15 protein-coding genes are annotated in these 16,112 nt (G+C 61.7%); 4 read left to right on the forward strand and 11 right to left on the reverse strand.

The window, feature by feature from the left end:
• Positions 1-18: 18 nt before the first annotated feature.
• The 6 genes from G6K99_RS18335 to G6K99_RS18360 all read right to left on the reverse strand — a co-directional run bounded on the left by G6K99_RS18335 (position 19) and on the right by G6K99_RS18360 (position 5,419).
• Entirely contained in the window at positions 19-720 is a 702-nt protein-coding gene (locus tag G6K99_RS18335) for an ABC transporter ATP-binding protein (RefSeq protein ID WP_062576690.1), read from the reverse strand.
• Positions 713-1,459 (reverse strand): ABC transporter ATP-binding protein, encoded by a 747-nt coding sequence (locus tag G6K99_RS18340; RefSeq protein WP_174197880.1) that lies wholly within the window; start codon positions 1,457-1,459, stop codon positions 713-715. Before G6K99_RS18340 ends, G6K99_RS18335 begins: the two co-directional genes overlap by 8 nt.
• A gap of 10 nt (positions 1,460-1,469) precedes the next feature.
• The gene (locus G6K99_RS18345; protein ID WP_174197409.1) at positions 1,470-2,444 is read right to left on the reverse strand and encodes a branched-chain amino acid ABC transporter permease; all 975 of its coding nucleotides are present in this window, start codon (positions 2,442-2,444) and stop codon (positions 1,470-1,472) included.
• Positions 2,441-3,313, reverse strand: coding sequence for a branched-chain amino acid ABC transporter permease (locus G6K99_RS18350; protein WP_092664425.1), 873 nt, complete (start codon positions 3,311-3,313; stop codon positions 2,441-2,443). The genes G6K99_RS18345 and G6K99_RS18350 overlap by 4 nt, the downstream gene beginning before the upstream one ends.
• Positions 3,314-3,395: 82 nt before the next feature.
• Positions 3,396-4,622 carry an ABC transporter substrate-binding protein gene (locus tag G6K99_RS18355; RefSeq protein WP_092664423.1) on the reverse strand — a complete coding sequence of 409 codons (1,227 nt, stop codon included), beginning with the start codon at positions 4,620-4,622 and terminating at the stop codon, positions 3,396-3,398.
• Complete coding sequence (locus G6K99_RS18360) at positions 4,619-5,419, reverse strand: GntR family transcriptional regulator (protein ID WP_244473911.1); 801 nt, start codon at positions 5,417-5,419, stop codon at positions 4,619-4,621. The genes G6K99_RS18355 and G6K99_RS18360 overlap by 4 nt, the downstream gene beginning before the upstream one ends.
• Before the next feature lie 150 nt (positions 5,420-5,569).
• On the opposite strand from G6K99_RS18360, the gene G6K99_RS18365 reads away from it, so the two are divergent.
• Positions 5,570-7,555: an FAD-dependent oxidoreductase gene (locus G6K99_RS18365; protein ID WP_174197410.1), complete on the forward strand. Its 1,986-nt coding sequence runs from the start codon at positions 5,570-5,572 to the stop codon at positions 7,553-7,555.
• Positions 7,556-7,577: 22 nt separating this feature from the next.
• Positions 7,578-8,549 carry an NAD(P)-dependent oxidoreductase gene (locus tag G6K99_RS18370; RefSeq protein WP_174197411.1) on the forward strand — a complete coding sequence of 324 codons (972 nt, stop codon included), beginning with the start codon at positions 7,578-7,580 and terminating at the stop codon, positions 8,547-8,549.
• A 1-nt stretch (position 8,550) separates the two neighbouring features.
• Here G6K99_RS18370 and G6K99_RS18375 read toward each other — a convergent pair whose 3' ends face one another.
• Positions 8,551-9,297: an SDR family NAD(P)-dependent oxidoreductase gene (locus G6K99_RS18375; protein WP_174197412.1), complete on the reverse strand. Its 747-nt coding sequence runs from the start codon at positions 9,295-9,297 to the stop codon at positions 8,551-8,553.
• A 125-nt stretch (positions 9,298-9,422) separates the two neighbouring features.
• Between G6K99_RS18375 and leuC the strand changes: the two genes are divergently transcribed.
• Together leuC and leuD are read left to right on the forward strand one after the other, a co-directional pair.
• The gene (gene leuC / locus G6K99_RS18380; RefSeq protein ID WP_174197413.1) at positions 9,423-10,841 is read left to right on the forward strand and encodes a 3-isopropylmalate dehydratase large subunit; all 1,419 of its coding nucleotides are present in this window, start codon (positions 9,423-9,425) and stop codon (positions 10,839-10,841) included.
• Positions 10,838-11,458, forward strand: a complete 621-nt coding sequence (gene leuD, locus G6K99_RS18385; protein WP_174197414.1) for a 3-isopropylmalate dehydratase small subunit — start codon at positions 10,838-10,840, stop codon at positions 11,456-11,458. The genes leuC and leuD overlap by 4 nt, the downstream gene beginning before the upstream one ends.
• A gap of 55 nt (positions 11,459-11,513) precedes the next feature.
• Here the strand turns inward: leuD and mce are convergent, their stop codons facing one another.
• The 4 genes from mce to denD all read right to left on the reverse strand — a co-directional run bounded on the left by mce (position 11,514) and on the right by denD (position 16,014).
• Positions 11,514-11,915, reverse strand: coding sequence for a methylmalonyl-CoA epimerase (gene mce, locus G6K99_RS18390; RefSeq protein ID WP_174197415.1), 402 nt, complete (start codon positions 11,913-11,915; stop codon positions 11,514-11,516).
• Between the two features lie 6 nt (positions 11,916-11,921).
• Positions 11,922-14,066: a methylmalonyl-CoA mutase gene (scpA, locus tag G6K99_RS18395; protein WP_244631526.1), complete on the reverse strand. Its 2,145-nt coding sequence runs from the start codon at positions 14,064-14,066 to the stop codon at positions 11,922-11,924.
• An 83-nt stretch (positions 14,067-14,149) separates the two neighbouring features.
• Positions 14,150-15,034 (reverse strand): NAD(P)-dependent oxidoreductase, encoded by an 885-nt coding sequence (locus tag G6K99_RS18400; protein ID WP_174197417.1) that lies wholly within the window; start codon positions 15,032-15,034, stop codon positions 14,150-14,152.
• On the reverse strand, positions 15,031-16,014 hold the full coding sequence (denD, locus tag G6K99_RS18405; RefSeq protein WP_174197418.1) for a D-erythronate dehydrogenase: 984 nt from the start codon (positions 16,012-16,014) through the stop codon (positions 15,031-15,033). Before denD ends, G6K99_RS18400 begins: the two co-directional genes overlap by 4 nt.
• Between the last annotated feature and the right edge of the window lie 98 nt (positions 16,015-16,112).

Genomic DNA, 16,112 nt, shown 5'->3' on the forward strand with positions numbered 1-16,112 from the left:
GGGCCGTGTTCTTGTCGCTCAAAGGCCGAGATAAGCCCGTTTCAATTCAGGATTGTCGCGAAGTTCGGCGGCATCGCCTGATAGTGCGACCGAACCGTTCTCCAGGATGTAAGCCCGGCTCGCGAGGTCCAGCGACTGCATGACGTTCTGCTCCACCAGCATGATCGGCAGGCCATCGTCGCTCAGGCGGCGGATGAGCGAGAACATCTCCTCGACCAGAAGCGGCGACAGGCCGAGCGAAGGCTCGTCGAGGATCAGCAGCTTGGGCTCGCTCATCAGGCCGCGGCCGATCGCCAGCATCTGCTGCTCGCCGCCCGACAGCGTGCCGGCGAACTGCCGGGTCCGTTCCTTCAGCCGCGGAAAGATTGCGAACACCTTTTCGATATTGCCGGCCCGGACCCGCTTCGGCCGGCAATAGCCACCGAGTTCGAGATTTTCCAGAATGGTGAGGTTGGGGAAGATCTTGCGACCTTCCGGCACGTGGATGAGGCCGGATGCGACGATATCGCGAGCGCTGGTGCCCAGTATCTCACGGCCGTCGAAACGCACCGAGCCGCTGCGGGCGGGCTGTACTCCTGACAGAACCTTGTTGAGCGTGGTCTTGCCGACGCCGTTCGATCCGAGCACGGCGACCACCTCGCCTTTGCCGACGGAAAGGCTGAGGCCGCGAAGGACTTCGGTTCCGCCATAGCCGGCGCGCAGGTCTGCGATCTCAAGCATGGGCTGCCCCTTCCGCCTTGATGCGCGCTGCAGCGCCGTGGCCGAGATAGGCCTCGATGACAGCCGTATCGGTACACACCACGCGCGGCTCGCCGCTTGCAATCATCTTGCCCTGCGAGAGCACGTAGACGGTGTCGCAGAGGTTCATTACCGCCTGCATGATGTGTTCGATCATCAGGATCGTGACGCCCTCCTCGCGGATCTGCCGGATGATCGGCAAAACATCGCGGATTTCGGATGGATTGAGCCCTGCCAGCACCTCATCCAGCAGCAACAGCTTTGGCTGTGTCGCCAATGCCCTTGCCAGTTCGAGCCGCTTGCGGCCCGCAATCGTGAGGCCCGAGGCAAGTTTGTCGAGTTCGTGGCCGAGACCGACTTTTTCGGCCGTCAGGGTCGCAAGACGCCTCGCCTCGGCCGGATCCTTGGTATGAAGGAAGGCACCGACGGCGATGTTGTCGCGAACGTCGAGACCCGCAAAAGGCTGGACGATCTGGAACGTACGCGCCAATCCGCGGCGCGCCCTCAAATGCGGTTTCTCGCCGGTAATGTCTTCGTTCTGAAACGTGACGGTTCCCGCATTGGGGCTGAGGAAGCCGGCGATCATTGCAAACAGCGTCGTCTTGCCGGCCCCGTTTGGACCGATCAGCCCGGTGATCGAACCCTCCGCCACGTCGATCGTCGCATCGTCGACGGCGAGAAGCCCGGAAAATCGCTTGGTGAGATTGTGCGCTTTCAACATGGTCATGCCCTCACATCGCCTTGCCGCGGCTCTTGCGCCGATACCAGAGATCCGATACGAAGCCTCTGATCCCGTTCGGTGCGAAAGCGACGCAGAGAATGAGGATGATGCCGAAGACGACAAGATCGACGCCGGCAATTCCGCCCGAAAACGACTTGGTGATTTCGCCGAGACCCAAAAGCAGGACCGAGCCGATCAGCGGCCCGAGCATCGTGCCTGCGCCACCGACGATTGCCGCAAACAGCGCCTCGATCGAGATCCACGAGCCGTAGGCGACATTGGCATCGATGAAGAGGAAGTTCTGCACGTAGAGACAGCCGGCAAGCGCGGTGATCGCGGCAGACAGCGTGATCGCCTGCATCTTGATCTTGAAGATATCAACGCCGAGCGCCTGTGCCGCCTGATCGTTTTCACGAAGCGCGATGAGATAGGCGCCAAAGGCGGATCGTTCCAGCCAGCGGGTCAGAAGCAGGCCGCCTGCGACGAAGCCGATGAGGATCAGCAGGAACCAGCGGCGGTCGGAAAACTGCAGATACGCAAAGCCGTTGTTGATCGAGACCATCATGCCGGCAGCGCCACCGGTGAAATCCCAGCTGTTGGCAAGGATGCGCAGCACTTCCGCAAATGCCAGCGTGATCAGCGCGAAATACGAGCCCTTGAGGCCGGCCCGGAAACTCAGAAAGCCGATCATGGCGCCGACGGCCGCACCGAGGATGACGCCGCAGACAAGGCCGACCCAGGCATTGATGCCGAAGCTGGTCTGCAGGATCGTCGTCGTATAGGCGCCGGTACCGAAAAATGCCGCATGTCCGAAGGAGGAGAGCCCGCCATAGCCGCCGAGAACATTCCAACCCTGCGCCGTAAGCGCGATGATCATCATGAAAATCAGGAGGTTGAGAATGTTGCCCGGCAGCCCGGCAATGGCGGCGATGCCGACCACGCCGAGAAAGGCAAGGGCCGCGATGAATTCGAAGTTCTTCTTCATGCGCGTGCTCCAAACAGGCCGGTGGGCTTCACCAGAAGCACGAGAATGAAAATGAGGAAGATGCCGATCTGGCCGAGGCTATCGCCCAGGAAAAGGCTGGAAATGGCTTCCACGACGCCGATCAGCAGGCCGCCGATCAGGGCGCCGGGGATCGATCCCATGCCGCCGAGAACGACAATGGTGAAAGCGACGAGAACAAAGGCCGCCCCTGTGGTGGGGCTAACATAGAACGAGGGCATCAGCAGGCCGCCAGCAATCGCCAGGCAGGCGGTGCCGATCGCAAATGTCATGGCGTAGACATGCGCGACATTGATCCCAACAAGGCTGGCCCCGAGTTTTTCCTTGGCAACGGCGCGGATCGCCTTGCCGATATCGGTGCGGTTGAGGATCGCCCACAGAAGTACGGCGGTCACGACCGAGACTCCGAGCCCGATCACTCTCGGCAGCGAGAGAAGGAGCGGACCGAGCGGCACGATCTCGAACGCGTAATCTGTCGCAATCGTGCGGGTGTCGGAATTGAACCCGGCGAGAAGCAGGTTCTGGATGACGATCGAAAGACCAAGGGTGGCAAGCAATATGCCGTTGTCGGAGCCGCGGCTGGCCGGACCGATAATGAAGCGCTGCAGACAATAGCCGATCGCGAACATCATAGGCGTGACGACGAGGATGGCCACGTAGGGATCAAGGCCGAACCTGTCAGAGGCCAGCCAGACGAGATACATCGCGACCGTCAGCAAGGCGCCGTGGGCGAAGTTGACGATGTGCAGCACGCCATAGATGAGGGTAAGCCCGAGGGCGATCAGCGCATAGACGGCACCGAGCATCAGGCCGTTCATCAACGCTTCGAAAATGATTGTCGGCGAATACATGATGTTCCTTCGAAGAAGGGCTTGCCGGAGTGGCCCGGGACAAAAACGCCGCCCCGGGCCTGCCGCACTCGCTGGGTATGGATTAGCCGTTGGCCGGGAACTTGGGCTTGGCCTGGGCGAACTGGTCCGGATAGATGACCTTGATCTGGCCACCCTGAACCTGGGTATTGAGCGGAAGCGCGTTGACGTTCTGGCCGGTCGCATCGAACTTCGACTTGCCGTAGGGCATCACGCCGCTGTCGAACTCGTTCTTCTGCAAGGCTTCGATGATCGCGCCGCTTTCGGCACTCTTGGCAAATTCCAGCGCCTGCGCTGCGACCTTGACGACCGAGTAATTGATCGGCGCGTTGTAGGCGTAGAACTTGCCGGCGGCCTGAACGGCCTGCATCAGCTTGTCGTTGGTCGGGTTCTTGGGATCGCCCCAGTGGTTGACGTCCATCACGCCTTCAGCCGCTTCCGGGAACTCCTTGACGAACCGGTAGCTGGAAGCCGCACCACCGAAGAGAGCATAGATACCGCCCTTCGGCTTGACCCGCTGCTGTTGCAGGGTCCGGGCGAACAGCACGAATTCGTTGAAGTAATGCGAGGGAATGATGAGGTCGGGCTGCAGCGAACGCAGGCGGAGCACCACATTCGACATGTCGCGTGCCGGTGTCGGGTGCGAAATCGCCTCGACCACTTCGAAGCCGAGGGCAGGCAGGCGAGCCTGCATCAGCTTGGCGAGACCCGAGCCGAGAAGACCGTCTTCATGGACGATCGCCACAGTCTTTGCGGCCTTGCCGGAAGCGTCGTTGATAGTTACGAGGTTCTTCAGCGCGACGTCGGCCGCCATCGAGAAGCTCGGGTTGAAACGGAAGACGTTTTTGAGGTTGCGGGTCATCAGCGCGTCGGAGACGGCGCAGTCGATGATGAAGGGAAGCTCGTAGCGGGCCGCGGCCTGGGTCGCGGTCATGGAAATGCCGCTGGCAAAACCACCGACGACGATCGCAGCGCCATCCGCCTTCAGCTGTTCGGTCGCCTGGGCGCCGGCTTCGGCATTCGAACGGCTGTCGCCGATCAGAAGTTCGAGCTTGGCGCCGCCGAGCGACTTGATGCCGCCGGCATCGTTGATTTCCTTGATCGCATATTCCGCGCCGATCCGTGCCAGATCGCCGTCTCCGGCAAAGCCACCGGTCATCGGCTGCAGCAGACCGATCTTGACCGTCGGTGCCTGTGCCCGGCTGAGACCGGGTGCCGCAAGGACCATCGCCGAGACACCGCCAACTTTCAGCACCGTGCGCCGGGAGACCGAGTTCGTGAGCTTCTTCATTCCTTCACCACCCTCTTAGGATTGCGGGGGCCGGATGCCCGCTCGTTACGGTAGACCTCGGACGTAGGGCTCCAGTGCCGGCTCCCTTCAGTGCCCTTGCGTACGAGGTTCATTTGCAGGCTGTATCTATCGGGACGGTAGAGCGCTTGGAGATACTCCATGCCGCGCCCTCCCTTGCCGTAGACGACGCGGGTCAGCGCGATGAGGGGCGAGCCCACACCGATACCCAGCGCCTCGGCCACTTCCGGATTGGCAAGAACCGCACCCACTTCCTGCCACGCCGTTTCAGCACGCAGGCCGGCTCTCTCCATCAGCTCAAGGAGAGCCATATGGGCAAGGTCTTCACGCGAATATTCTCGACCGACACGTTCGGGCACGTAGGCTGTCAGGTACGAGAAGGGAAGGTCGTCGAAGGAGCGCACGCGCACCGACTTCTGAACCCGCTCGTCGTCTTCGAGATGCAAGGCCTCGGCAACCTTCTCGGGCGCCTCGATATAGTCAAAAGAGATCAGCTTGACCGCCGTTGTCCGCCCCATTTCAATGAGGTGCGCAAAGGCATTCGACAGGTCGGCCGTGGCCATCTGGGCAAAGTTGGAGCCCCGCACATAGGTGCCGGATCCGACCCGCTTGTCGACCAGGTCTTCGGCGGAAAGTAGATCGAGCGCGAGCCGCACCGTGACCCGCGAAACCCCGTATTGCTCAGCCAGCGCAAGCTCGCTCGGCAGGCGCATGCCCGCCTTCAGCTCGCCCGAAACGATCTTGTCCCGCAGCAGAAGATAGACCTTCTGAGTCTTCAAGGGTTCGGTCGCCGGCCTCAACGTGAGCTCCCAATCTATCTTATTTTTAATACAGGTTTTGTATAAAACGGCTGACAGATCTCGTCAATGCCCATATAACACTCAGCAGACGTATTTGCCTATATGCAGTGCAACATGCGGGATTGTGCGATGCAAGAGAGATTTGCGGAAACCGAATTTTCACATGCGATGGCGCCGCTTGCCGTCGGCAATCTCACGTTTCGCAACCGCATTCTCGTTCCGGCGCATACGACAAATTTCGGCGAAAACCACCTGCCGAGCGAGCGCCACCTTGCCTATCACCGCGAACGTGCGAGGGGCGGCGTCGGTGCGATCATCTTTGAATCCATCCGCGTTCACGCGAACTCGCTTGGCCGGCCGCAGGCCGTCTGTGGCTTCGACCCTGCCAGTATCGAACCGTTCCGCAGGATCACCGACGCTGTCAAAGCGGAAGGCGCGCGGATCCTTGGCCAGATCATCCATCTCGGCCGGCAGGTTGAGGGCGATTTCGAGCGGACCGTCTCCTTTGGACCGTCGCCGATTCCGTGGGCGACGTCTGCCCTGCCGCCGCGCCCGATGGATCGCGCCGACATGGATGCGGTCATCGAAGGGCATGTGCTGACCGCCCGCCATCTCGTGGCGGCGGGCTTTGAGGGGATAGAGCTGCAGATGGCGCATGGCCATCTTCTGCAGCAGTTCCTGTCACCGCTTTCCAACACACGCGACGACGCGTACGGCGGCTCGGCGGAAAACCGGATGCGCTTTCCGCTGGAGGTCCTTCAGGCTGTCCGAGCGGAAGTGGGTCGCGATTTCTGTCTGGGCATTCGCCTCAGCGGCGATGAGTATGTCGAGGGCGGGATCACCATCGATCAGGCCGAGAGGACCGCGGTGTCACTTGCGGCGGCCGAAAAGATCGACTTCTTCAATGTCTCGCATTCCGCCTATCACGCCTCCTATTCGCTCGCTTCGCAAATGGCCGACATGGCAATCGATCCGGAACCATTCCGGTCGTTGCCGGCGCGGATCCGCATCGCTTTGCGCGACGAAGGCCACGACATTCCCGTCTTCGCCGTCTGTCGGTTCAACACACTGGCGGAGGCCGACGCGATCATTGCGGCCGGCGGCGCGGATGCGGTTGGTATGGCGCGCGCCCATCTTGCCGAGCCGGCCATCGTCAACAAGACGGTCGAGGGACGGATGAACGAAATCCGCACCTGCATTGCCTGCAACCAGGGTTGCGCCGGCATGCTGGAAAAGAACCTGCCGATCCGCTGTCTGGTCAATCCGCGCGCCGGGCTGGAAGGCGAATGGGCGGAACTCGCCAAGACCGGCACGCAACAGCCCAAACGATTGCTTGTGATCGGCGGCGGACCCGCAGGACTGGAGGCGGCGCGTACGGCAGCGGAGCGCGGCCATATCGTGACGCTGTGGGAAAAGCAGGACGATCTCGGCGGTCAGTTTCGCGACGCGGTGAAGATGCCGAAGCGCGCTGAGTTCCGGACGCTGATGGAAGAGCAGATTGCCGATCTCGGTCGCTTCGGTGTGTCGGTGGTAACAGGCAAGCATGCTGATGCTGTATCGATTGCTGATTTTGCCGCCGATGCAGTGTTTCTGGCGACAGGTTCGATACCGGTTCGCGCAGAGCTTGCCGGTGGCGGAAAGGCCTTCACGATCGTGGAGGCGCTGGACGATCCGGCAGCCCTCGGAAGCGACGTGGCCCTGTTCGACCGCACCGGCGAATGGGCGGCACTGACGCTTGCGGAACATCTTGCCGACCTCGGCAAAAAGGTGACGTTCTTTTCGCCGGCTGGCGGCATCGCCTGGCGCACGACCATCTACTCGACACTCGCAAACCTGAAACGGCTCCGCGAGAAGAAGGTGAGGATCGCCACGCTCCGGAAGGTCACAGCCTTCGACGGCAAGATCCTGACGGTCGAGGATCTTTCGACCGGCGAGAGCGAGTTGCATATGGGGTTCACCGGTCTCGTGGCAGCCGAGCACAATTTCGCGGACCAGTCCCTGTTCCAGCAGCTCCGTCATCTTGACGTGCCCGTCCGGCAGATCGGCGACAACCTTGCGCCCCGCACGGCCCTTGAAGCCGTCTATCACGGCCATCTCTCGGCTCGACACCTATGAGATCTGGAAGGAGTAACACTCGATGAGCATTCTGATAACGGGTGCCGGTGGCTTCCTCGGGCTGAACCTGATCGAGGTGCTGAATGCCTTGGGCGAACCGGTGGTTGCCCTCAATGATCGCGCCCTTCCCGCAGCCTTTGCCGCAAAGCCGGGTGTCACCGTCGAATTGGCGGACGTCCGGGATCGCACGGCAATCACCGACATTCTCTCGTGCCACGACATTACCTCCATCATCCATGCCGCGGCGATTACCCTTGGGCCAAAGAGTGCCATCGCAACGGCAAGCGACGCCTTCGACGTCAATACGGTCTCGGTCGCGATCCTGCTTGAGGAGGGTCGAAAAGCCGGCATCCGCCGCTTCGTCTACCCGAGTTCATCTGCCGTCTACGGCACGGCGCCCTTCGATGGCGCAGCCGTGACCGAAGCGACGAACCCGATGCCCGCCACGCTTTACGGCTTTACCAAGCTTGCCAGCGAAAGACTGGTTGTCGAGGCCGAGAAAAGCTTCGGCATGTCCACCGTGCGGGCGCGCATCACGGCGGTGTTCGGGCCGAACGAGCATGAAACCGGAGTGCGCGAAACGATGAGCCCGCCCTTCCAGATCGCCGCCAAGGCGATAGCGGGTGAGGATATTCTCCTGCCCGCGGGAGGCGCCCGCGACTGGACGAGCAGCCGAGACATCGCGAAAGCGCTTGCGCTGCTTGCAACGCGAGAAAGCCTGCCGTCAGATCTCTACAATCTCAGTGTTGGCGAAACCTGGCATGTGAACCGCCTCAGCGTTCATCTGGCAAAAGCCTATCCCGGCTGGCGCTTTGCTGACGGAAAGGCCGATGGCAGCGACAGCGCGATCGCCTTCAACGACGACCTCTCCCGACGTCGCCATGCGGTCTCGGCCACGAAATTCGAAACGGATTTCGGCTTCCGCTTCATGGCGCCGGACGAGGCCTGCGCAGACTATGTCCGCTGGCTTGCCGATCAGACCCATGCCTCGTGAACTACCGCGCCGTATAACCGCCATCGGCCAGCACGTCGGTGCCGGTGATGAAGCTTGCATCATCAGAGACGAGGAAAAGCGCCGTCGCGGCAATTTCCTGCGGTGTGCCGATCCGGCCGATCGGATGAAGCGGAGCAAGCATTTCGATGACCGCCGCCTCGCTACCGGCCTGTCGGGTGACGCGGCTCGTCAGCACCGCTCCCGGCGAAAGACTGACGGAACGAATGCCCTGGTCGGCGTGGTCGAGCGCGAGACTGCGGGTGAGCGAATGCAGCCCCGCCTTGCTCGCCGAATAGGCGGCACGCCCGGGAGTCGTCACATGGCCGAGCTGGGACGCGATATTGAGGATGACTCCACCCTGCTTGCCGAGATGCGGCACGCCGTATTTGCAGATCAGGAAGGCGCCCGTGAGATTGACATCCAATGTCTTGCGCCAGCTTTCGAACGGGATGTCGCAGACGGTGCCAAGCGGCGTCTCGGTTGCGGCGTTGTTGACGAGGATATCGATACGGCCGAAGCGGCTCGCGACCGCGTCGATGCAGGCCTCGACCGAAGCCGGATCAGCGACATCGCATGGCATTGCAAGGCAGCGATCAGGGTCGATGCCATCGGTTGGAACGGCGTCGAGATCGAGCATCGCGACGCTCGCACCAGCCGAGGCGAACCTCTTGGCGATCGCCCGCCCGATGTCGCCGCCCGCTCCGGTGATGATGGCGACGCGGCCTTCGAGGCATTGAGGAGAGAACATGCATCACCCTTCAGGAGAATTCGAACACTTCGGATCGTCTGTCATCATCGCTTGATTTGCAAATTGAATCTGTCTTAATCTCAATACAGGTTTTGAGGGCCTTAGCCGGCCTTGAGGAGTTGATAATGCCGAGGGAACACCGTTCACAGACACTGTTCGACAGGATCTGGCAAAACCACGTGATCGCATCGCAGACCGATGGTCAGCAGTTGCTGTTCATCGATCGGCACCTGGTTCACGAAGGGTCGTTCCACGGTTTCAACAAGCTGAAGGACAAGAACGCGCGGGTCTCCCGGCCAGACCTCACCTTCGGTATCGTCGACCATTACGCGCCGACGCGGATACGCGACATTACCCGGATCGATGCCGCCATCGCCGGGATGATCACCCAACTGGAGGAGAACTGTCTTGCCAACGATGTGCGCATCTTCGGGCTGAACGATCCGCGCCAGGGCATTGTCCATGTGGTTGGTCCGGAGCAGGCGATCACTCTGCCCGGCGCCACCATCGTTTGTGGCGACAGCCACACCTCGACGCATGGTGCGTTCGGCGCAATCGCGTTCGGCATCGGCGCATCGGAAGTGGCGCATGTCCTAATGACCCAGACCCTGTGGCAGAAGAAGCCGAAATCGATGCGGGTCCGCTTCGACGGCAAGCTCGGGCCTGGAATCACCGCCAAGGACATGGCACTGGCGATGATCGCCGCGATCGGTGCCGATGGCGCCCAGGGCCATGCGATCGAATATACCGGCTCGGCGGTCGAGGGGCTGTCGATGGAAGGTCGGCTGACACTCTGCAACCTCTCGATCGAGAGCGGCGCGCGTTGCGGCCTTATCGCCCCCGACATGACGACCGTGGATTTCCTGCGCAACCGGCCGCTGGCGCCGAAAGGCGATCTCTTCGAACGTGCCGCCGAAGCCTGGCTTTCCCTGCGCGGCGATGACGACGCTTCCTTCGAGCGCGAGCTGGTGATTGACGGCAGCGAGATTGCACCTGTCGTCACCTGGGGGATCAGCCCCGAAGACGCACTGCCGATCACGTCCGCGGTACCCTTGCCGGACGCGATGACCGACGAGTCACGGGCGGCCCATACGCGCGAAGCGATCGACTATATGGGCCTGAAACCCGGCATGCCGTTGACAGATATTCCGGTCGACCGCGTCTTCATCGGTTCTTGCACCAACAGCCGCATCGAAGACCTGAGAGCAGCCGCTGCCGTGCTTTCCGGCCGCAAATCTGCCGTTCCAGGCCTGGTATCACCCGGATCGTCGCTTGTGAAACACCAGGCCGAGCAAGAAGGCCTCGACCGGATTTTCGTGGATGCCGGATTGGAATGGGTCGATTCCGGCTGTTCCATGTGTGTCGGAATGAATGGTGATCTCGTTCCGCCCGGAGAACGCTGCGCCTCCACCACCAACCGGAATTTCAAAGGCCGCCAGGGCCCGAAGTCGCGCACGCACCTGATGTCGCCGGCCATGGTCGCCGCGGCCGCGGTGACCGGGCACCTGACCGATGTTCGAGATCTGATGGGAGGCCGCAGTTGAGACCGTTCAAGACCCTCGACGCAAAAGCAGCGCCACTGCCTTTTGCAAGCGTCGATACCGATCAGCTGATCCCGGCACGCTTCATGAAGCGCTCGCGATCGGAGGGATACGGCCAGTACCTTCTGTATGACATGCGCTTCGACGGGGAAGGAAATCCGATCGAGGATTTCCCGTTGAACAACCCCATCAGCGACGGCGCCGAAATCCTGGTGGGACGCCGGAATTTTGGCGCGGGTTCCTCACGGGAGGCCGCCGTTTACGCGCTTGTCGACTACGGTTTTCGCTGTGTCATCGCACCGAGCTTCGGCGATATTTTCGCATCGAACTCCGTCAACAACGGCCTGTTGCCGGCGCAGGTGACAGAAGAGGACGCGGAGACCATTCTCTCCCTGCTGGAGAATGGCCAGGACCGTGCCTTTGTCGATCTCGACACCTGCGAGATCCGGCTCGCCAACCACGTCTTCCGCTTCGAGATCGAGCCCGTCTGGCGCACCAAGCTCCTCAACGGCTGGGATGATCTCGACCTGACGGCGAGCTATGCCGATGACATTGCCCGCTACGTGGTCACGGACAGAGAACGCCACCCGTGGCTTCAGGAAATCCCCGCTTCGGTATGAGCGGCTAGATTGGTTGCTTTGACCGGAAAGCCTCGTGCTCCCTGTCTCTCGCCCGTCAGGCCTGCTCGAATTCAATCAGTGCGCCCTGAAAGTCTTTGGGGTGCACGAAGATCACCGGTTTGCCGTGCGCGCCGATCTTAGGCTGGCCGTCGCCCAGAATCCGTGCGCCCGTCTCGACGATCGTTGCCGAGGCGGCTTTGATGTCGTCGACCTCGAAGCACAGGTGGTGAATGCCGCCGGACGGGTTCTTGTCGAGGAAGCTCGTGATCGGTGACGTTTCTCCAAAGGGGTGGAGAAGCTCGATCTTGGTGTTTGCCAGTTCGACGAACACGACCGTCACGCCGTGCTCGGCCAAATCCTGCGGTGCGGAGACCGAAGCACCGAGGCCGCGATACTGATCGGCTGCCGCGGCCAGATCCGGTACCGCGATCGCCACGTGATTGAGCTTCCCGATCATTGTGCCTCACACATTCCGGCGTTTTCCTTCAAGGAGATCGATCACGGCGTTGGCGGCATCAAGGACGTTTGTGCCGGGCCCGAACACGGCAGCGACGCCGTTTTCGAGGAGGTAGTCGTAGTCCTGACGCGGAATGACGCCGCCCACCACGACGATGATATCGTTTGCACCCTTGCGCCTGAGCGCCTCGACCAGTTGCGGGGCAAGCGTCCTGTGACCGGCTGCCAGCGACGACATGCCGACCACCTGAACCTTCTGCTGGATTGCCAGATCGGCGGCCTCATCCGGCGTCTGGAACAGCGGGCCGGCCAGAACCTTAAAGCCGATATCGCCGAAGGCCGAGGCGATGACCTTGGCGCCACGATCGTGGCCGTCCTGGCCGAGCTTTGCGACCATGATCCTCGGCTTGGCCTCAGCCGATGTGTATTCGGCAAGACGCCTAGTCAGCGTTTCGTATTCCGGGTCGCCCTCGTAGGCAGGGCCGTAGATATCGCTGACCACATCCGGCATGGCCGCATGATCGCCGAATGCCTTGCGCATCGCATCCGACATCTCGCCGACCGTGGCACGCGCGCGCGCCGCCTCGACGGCCGCCGCCAGAAGATTTCCGCGTCCCGACGTCGCCACCTCGCCAAGGGCTGCGAGAGTCGCTGCTACCTCTTGCGGATTGCGCTTGCGGCGCACCTCTTCCAGCCGCTCGATCTGGCCATTGCGCACGGCCGTATTGTCGATGGCAAGGATGTCGATTTCGTCTTCTGTCTCAAGCCGGTACTTGTTGACGCCGACGATGATCTCCTCGCCGCGGTCGACCTTGACCTGGCGCAGTGTTGCGGCCTCCTCGATCAGACGCTTCGGAAGGCCGTCGGCGACGGCCTTGGTCATGCCGCCGAGCGCCTCGATCTCCTCGATCAGGGCCCAGGCCTTTTCCGCGAGCTCGCTGGTCAGGCTTTCTACATAGTAGGAGCCGGCGAGCGGATCGACGACTTTGGTGACGCCGGTTTCGTGGGCGAGGATCAGCTGCGTGTTGCGCGCGATGCGGGCGGAGAATTCGGTCGGCAGCGCCATCGCTTCATCGAGCGCGTTGGTGTGCAGCGACTGGGTGCCGCCAAGCACGGCCGACATTGCCTCGTACGCCGTGCGGATGACGTTGTTGTAGGGATCCTGCTCGGCCAGCGAGACGCCGGAAGTCTGGCAGTGGGTGCGCAGCATCAGCGATCCCGGTTTCTTCGGCGCGAACTCTTCCATAATCCTCGACCATAGAAGACGGGCGGCGCGCAGCTTCGCCGCCTCCATGAAGAAGTTCATGCCGATGGCGAAGAAGAAGGACAGGCGTCCGGCAAACTCGTCGACATCGAGGCCCTTGGCGATCGCGGCGCGCACATATTCGCGCCCGTCGGCGAGCGTGAAGGCCAGTTCCTGGACCAGCGTCGCACCCGCCTCCTGCATGTGATAGCCGGAAATGGAGATCGAGTTGAAGCGCGGCATTTCCTTTGCGGTGAATTCGATGATGTCCGCAACGATCCGCATCGAGGGTTCGGGCGGATAGATATAGGTGTTGCGGACCATAAACTCCTTGAGGATGTCGTTCTGGATTGTGCCCGAAAGCTGCGAGCGCTCGCAACCCTGTTCCTCGCCGGCGACGATGAAAGAGGCAAGGATCGGGATCACCGCGCCGTTCATGGTCATCGAGACGGACATGTCTTTTAGCGGGATGCCGTCGAACAGGATCTTCATGTCCTCGACGGAGTCGATCGCGACGCCCGCCTTGCCGACATCGCCCTCGACGCGCGGGTGGTCGCTGTCGTAGCCGCGGTGGGTGGCAAGGTCGAAGGCGACGGACAGGCCCTTCTGGCCGGCGGCAAGGTTGCGCCGGTAAAAGGCGTTCGAGGCCTGCGCCGTCGAAAAACCGGCATATTGGCGGATCGTCCAGGGTCGACCGGCATACATGGTTGCCCGCGGACCTCGCACGAAAGGCTTGATCCCCGGCATCGTATCGAGGTGCGAGATGCCGTCGAGATCGTCTGCCGTATAGAGCGGCTTGATGTCGATCCCTTCCGCCGTGTGCCAGACCAGCGTGTCAGGCGAAGCCTTCAGCTCCCGCTCGGCAAGCGCTTTCCAGGCCTGCTTTTTTTCCCCGGTATCTTTTGACAAAAGCATCCCCCCTCAGCGCTTCGCTTCAATCGACAGCCTATCAGGTATCGCCTCAGCCAGCCGGGTCAAGCCTTTCCAAAGAACTACGGGTTCAGCTTTTCGAGATGAAGAAGCAATCCGCTGTGATCGAGCGGCCCGCCGCCGTCCTCGACGAAATCCGTGAACTCCGCCCTCACCCCGCTGGTCAGCGGCAGCGTGAGGGAGAGGGCGTCGGCAACGTCCATGACGGCGTTGAGATCCTTCAACTGGTTCTTTGCCGTGCCACCGGGGTCGAACGCCCGCTCCACCATACGGCGACCATGGATTTCGAGGATGCGACTGTCGGCGAAACCGCCGCGGATCGCGTTGCGGAAGGCTTCGCGGGAAGCGCCACCGGCCTCGACAAGGATCATGGCCTCGGCCACGGCGCCGATCGTGACTGCAACGATCTGCTGATTGGCGAGCTTGCAGATCTGTCCCGCGCCGCTCGGGCCCACATGCGTCACCCGACCCATTGCCGAAAACACGTCGTGGAGGCTCGCGACCACATCCGCATCGCCGCCCGCCATGATCGCCAGCGTGCCGGCCTCGGCACCGACGACACCACCGGACACCGGCGCATCCACATGGGCAACGCCCAATTCCTCAAGCTTTGCTGAATGCTCCTTGGCAATGGCCGGCGCAATCGAACTCATGTCGATCACCCTGGCGCCCTTAGCCAAACGCTCGGCACAACCGCTTTCGAACAGCACGTCGCCGACGGCCTTGCCATCCGTCAGCATGGTGATGACGATATCGGCGCCATCGACGGCCTCTGCCGGTGATGCCGCGACGGTAGCCCCATCGCTCTCGAGCGCCTTGGCCTTATCCGGATTGCGGTTCCAGACGGCGATTGAATATCCCGCCTGAAGCAGCCGGCGCGCCATAGGCGCCCCCATCAGACCTGTTCCGAGGAAGGCAATCTTTTTCGAGGGGTTTGCGACAGTCATGGCAGCTTCCCCCCAAGCTCATCCTCGATATGGACCTGGATGATCTCGTCGAAATTCTTCTCCGCCGTGAACCCCAGTTCGATCGCGCGTTTTGCCTCAAAACCCGGAGCCCAGCCTGCGACCATCTTCATGATCATCTCGTTCGGCTCGCGCCGAATGAGATTGACCGCCTTGTCGCCCGCGATCCGCCGCAGTGCTTCGATCTGCTCGCCGACCGTGGCGCTGACGCCTGGCATCGAAAGGCTTCTCTGTGCCCCGAGTTTCGCCAGATCGAGATCCGCCGCATGGACAAGATACCCGACGGCTGAGCGCGGCGACGTGTGCCAATGGCGCGTGCTGTCCGGCACCGGCAGAACGGCATCCTCGCCGATCAGCGGTTCGCGCAGGATGTTGGAAAAGAAGCCGGATGCGGCCTTGTTCGGCTTGCCCGGGCGAATGCAAACGGTCGGCAGGCGAATGCCGATGCCGTCGAAAAATCCCCGACGCGAATAGTCTGCCAGAAGCAGTTCAGACATCGCCTTCTGGGTGCCGTAGCTGGTGAGCGGCGTCAGGTGGAAATCATCCGGGATCAACAGCGGCAAGGGAGCACCGACCACGGCGATGGATGATGTGAAGACCACGCGCGGCTTGTAGCCGTCAGCTTGGTGGGCCAGGCGGATCGCATCGAACAGATAGCGCGTGCCGTCGAGATTGATCCGGTAACCCTTGTCGAAATCGAGTTCGGCTTCGGCCGAGACGATGGCTGCGAGATGATAGATCAGATCCGGGCGACCTTCGACCAGGGTTTCGGCGACGCCCGGCGTCGACAGATCCACCGCGAAACTGTCGATCGCCACGGTGGTTTCGGGTTTTTCCGGACTGACCACGTCGACCAGCGTCAATTTTTCGATCGCGGCGCCACCGACCGCTCCCTCCCGAAGCAGCCGCGTCGTCAGTTTGCGCCCGACCATTCCGGCCGCGCCGATAATCAAGATATGCATGGAACCTCCCTTTTCCGAGAGTTCGCAGAGCGTTGCGAACCCGGCATGATTTTTCTTGTACGGTTGTCTGATAACCTTATATGGTTTGTCCAGCCTTA

Origin of the sequence: Neorhizobium sp. AL 9.2.2, assembly GCF_013317225.1 — a bacterium.
GTDB classification, from domain to species: domain Bacteria; phylum Pseudomonadota; class Alphaproteobacteria; order Rhizobiales; family Rhizobiaceae; genus Neorhizobium; species Neorhizobium soli.

Excerpts from the sequence above, each read along its gene's own strand:
- denD (WP_174197418.1), bottom strand. The coding sequence starts at position 16,014 with ATGCATATCTTGATTATCGGCGCGGCCGGAATGGTCGGGCGCAAACTG.
- G6K99_RS18355 (WP_092664423.1), bottom strand. The coding sequence starts at position 4,622 with ATGAAGAAGCTCACGAACTCGGTCTCCCGGCGCACGGTGCTGAAAGTT.
- G6K99_RS18340 (WP_174197880.1), bottom strand. The coding sequence starts at position 1,459 with ATGTTGAAAGCGCACAATCTCACCAAGCGATTTTCCGGGCTTCTCGCC.
- G6K99_RS18365 (WP_174197410.1), top strand. The coding sequence starts at position 5,570 with ATGCAAGAGAGATTTGCGGAAACCGAATTTTCACATGCGATGGCGCCG.
- mce (WP_174197415.1), bottom strand. The coding sequence starts at position 11,915 with ATGATCGGGAAGCTCAATCACGTGGCGATCGCGGTACCGGATCTGGCC.
- G6K99_RS18350 (WP_092664425.1), bottom strand. The coding sequence starts at position 3,313 with ATGTATTCGCCGACAATCATTTTCGAAGCGTTGATGAACGGCCTGATG.
- G6K99_RS18375 (WP_174197412.1), bottom strand. The coding sequence starts at position 9,297 with ATGTTCTCTCCTCAATGCCTCGAAGGCCGCGTCGCCATCATCACCGGA.
- G6K99_RS18345 (WP_174197409.1), bottom strand. The coding sequence starts at position 2,444 with ATGAAGAAGAACTTCGAATTCATCGCGGCCCTTGCCTTTCTCGGCGTG.
- G6K99_RS18335 (WP_062576690.1), bottom strand. The coding sequence starts at position 720 with ATGCTTGAGATCGCAGACCTGCGCGCCGGCTATGGCGGAACCGAAGTC.
- leuC (WP_174197413.1), top strand. The coding sequence starts at position 9,423 with ATGCCGAGGGAACACCGTTCACAGACACTGTTCGACAGGATCTGGCAA.
- G6K99_RS18400 (WP_174197417.1), bottom strand. The coding sequence starts at position 15,034 with ATGACTGTCGCAAACCCCTCGAAAAAGATTGCCTTCCTCGGAACAGGT.
- G6K99_RS18370 (WP_174197411.1), top strand. The coding sequence starts at position 7,578 with ATGAGCATTCTGATAACGGGTGCCGGTGGCTTCCTCGGGCTGAACCTG.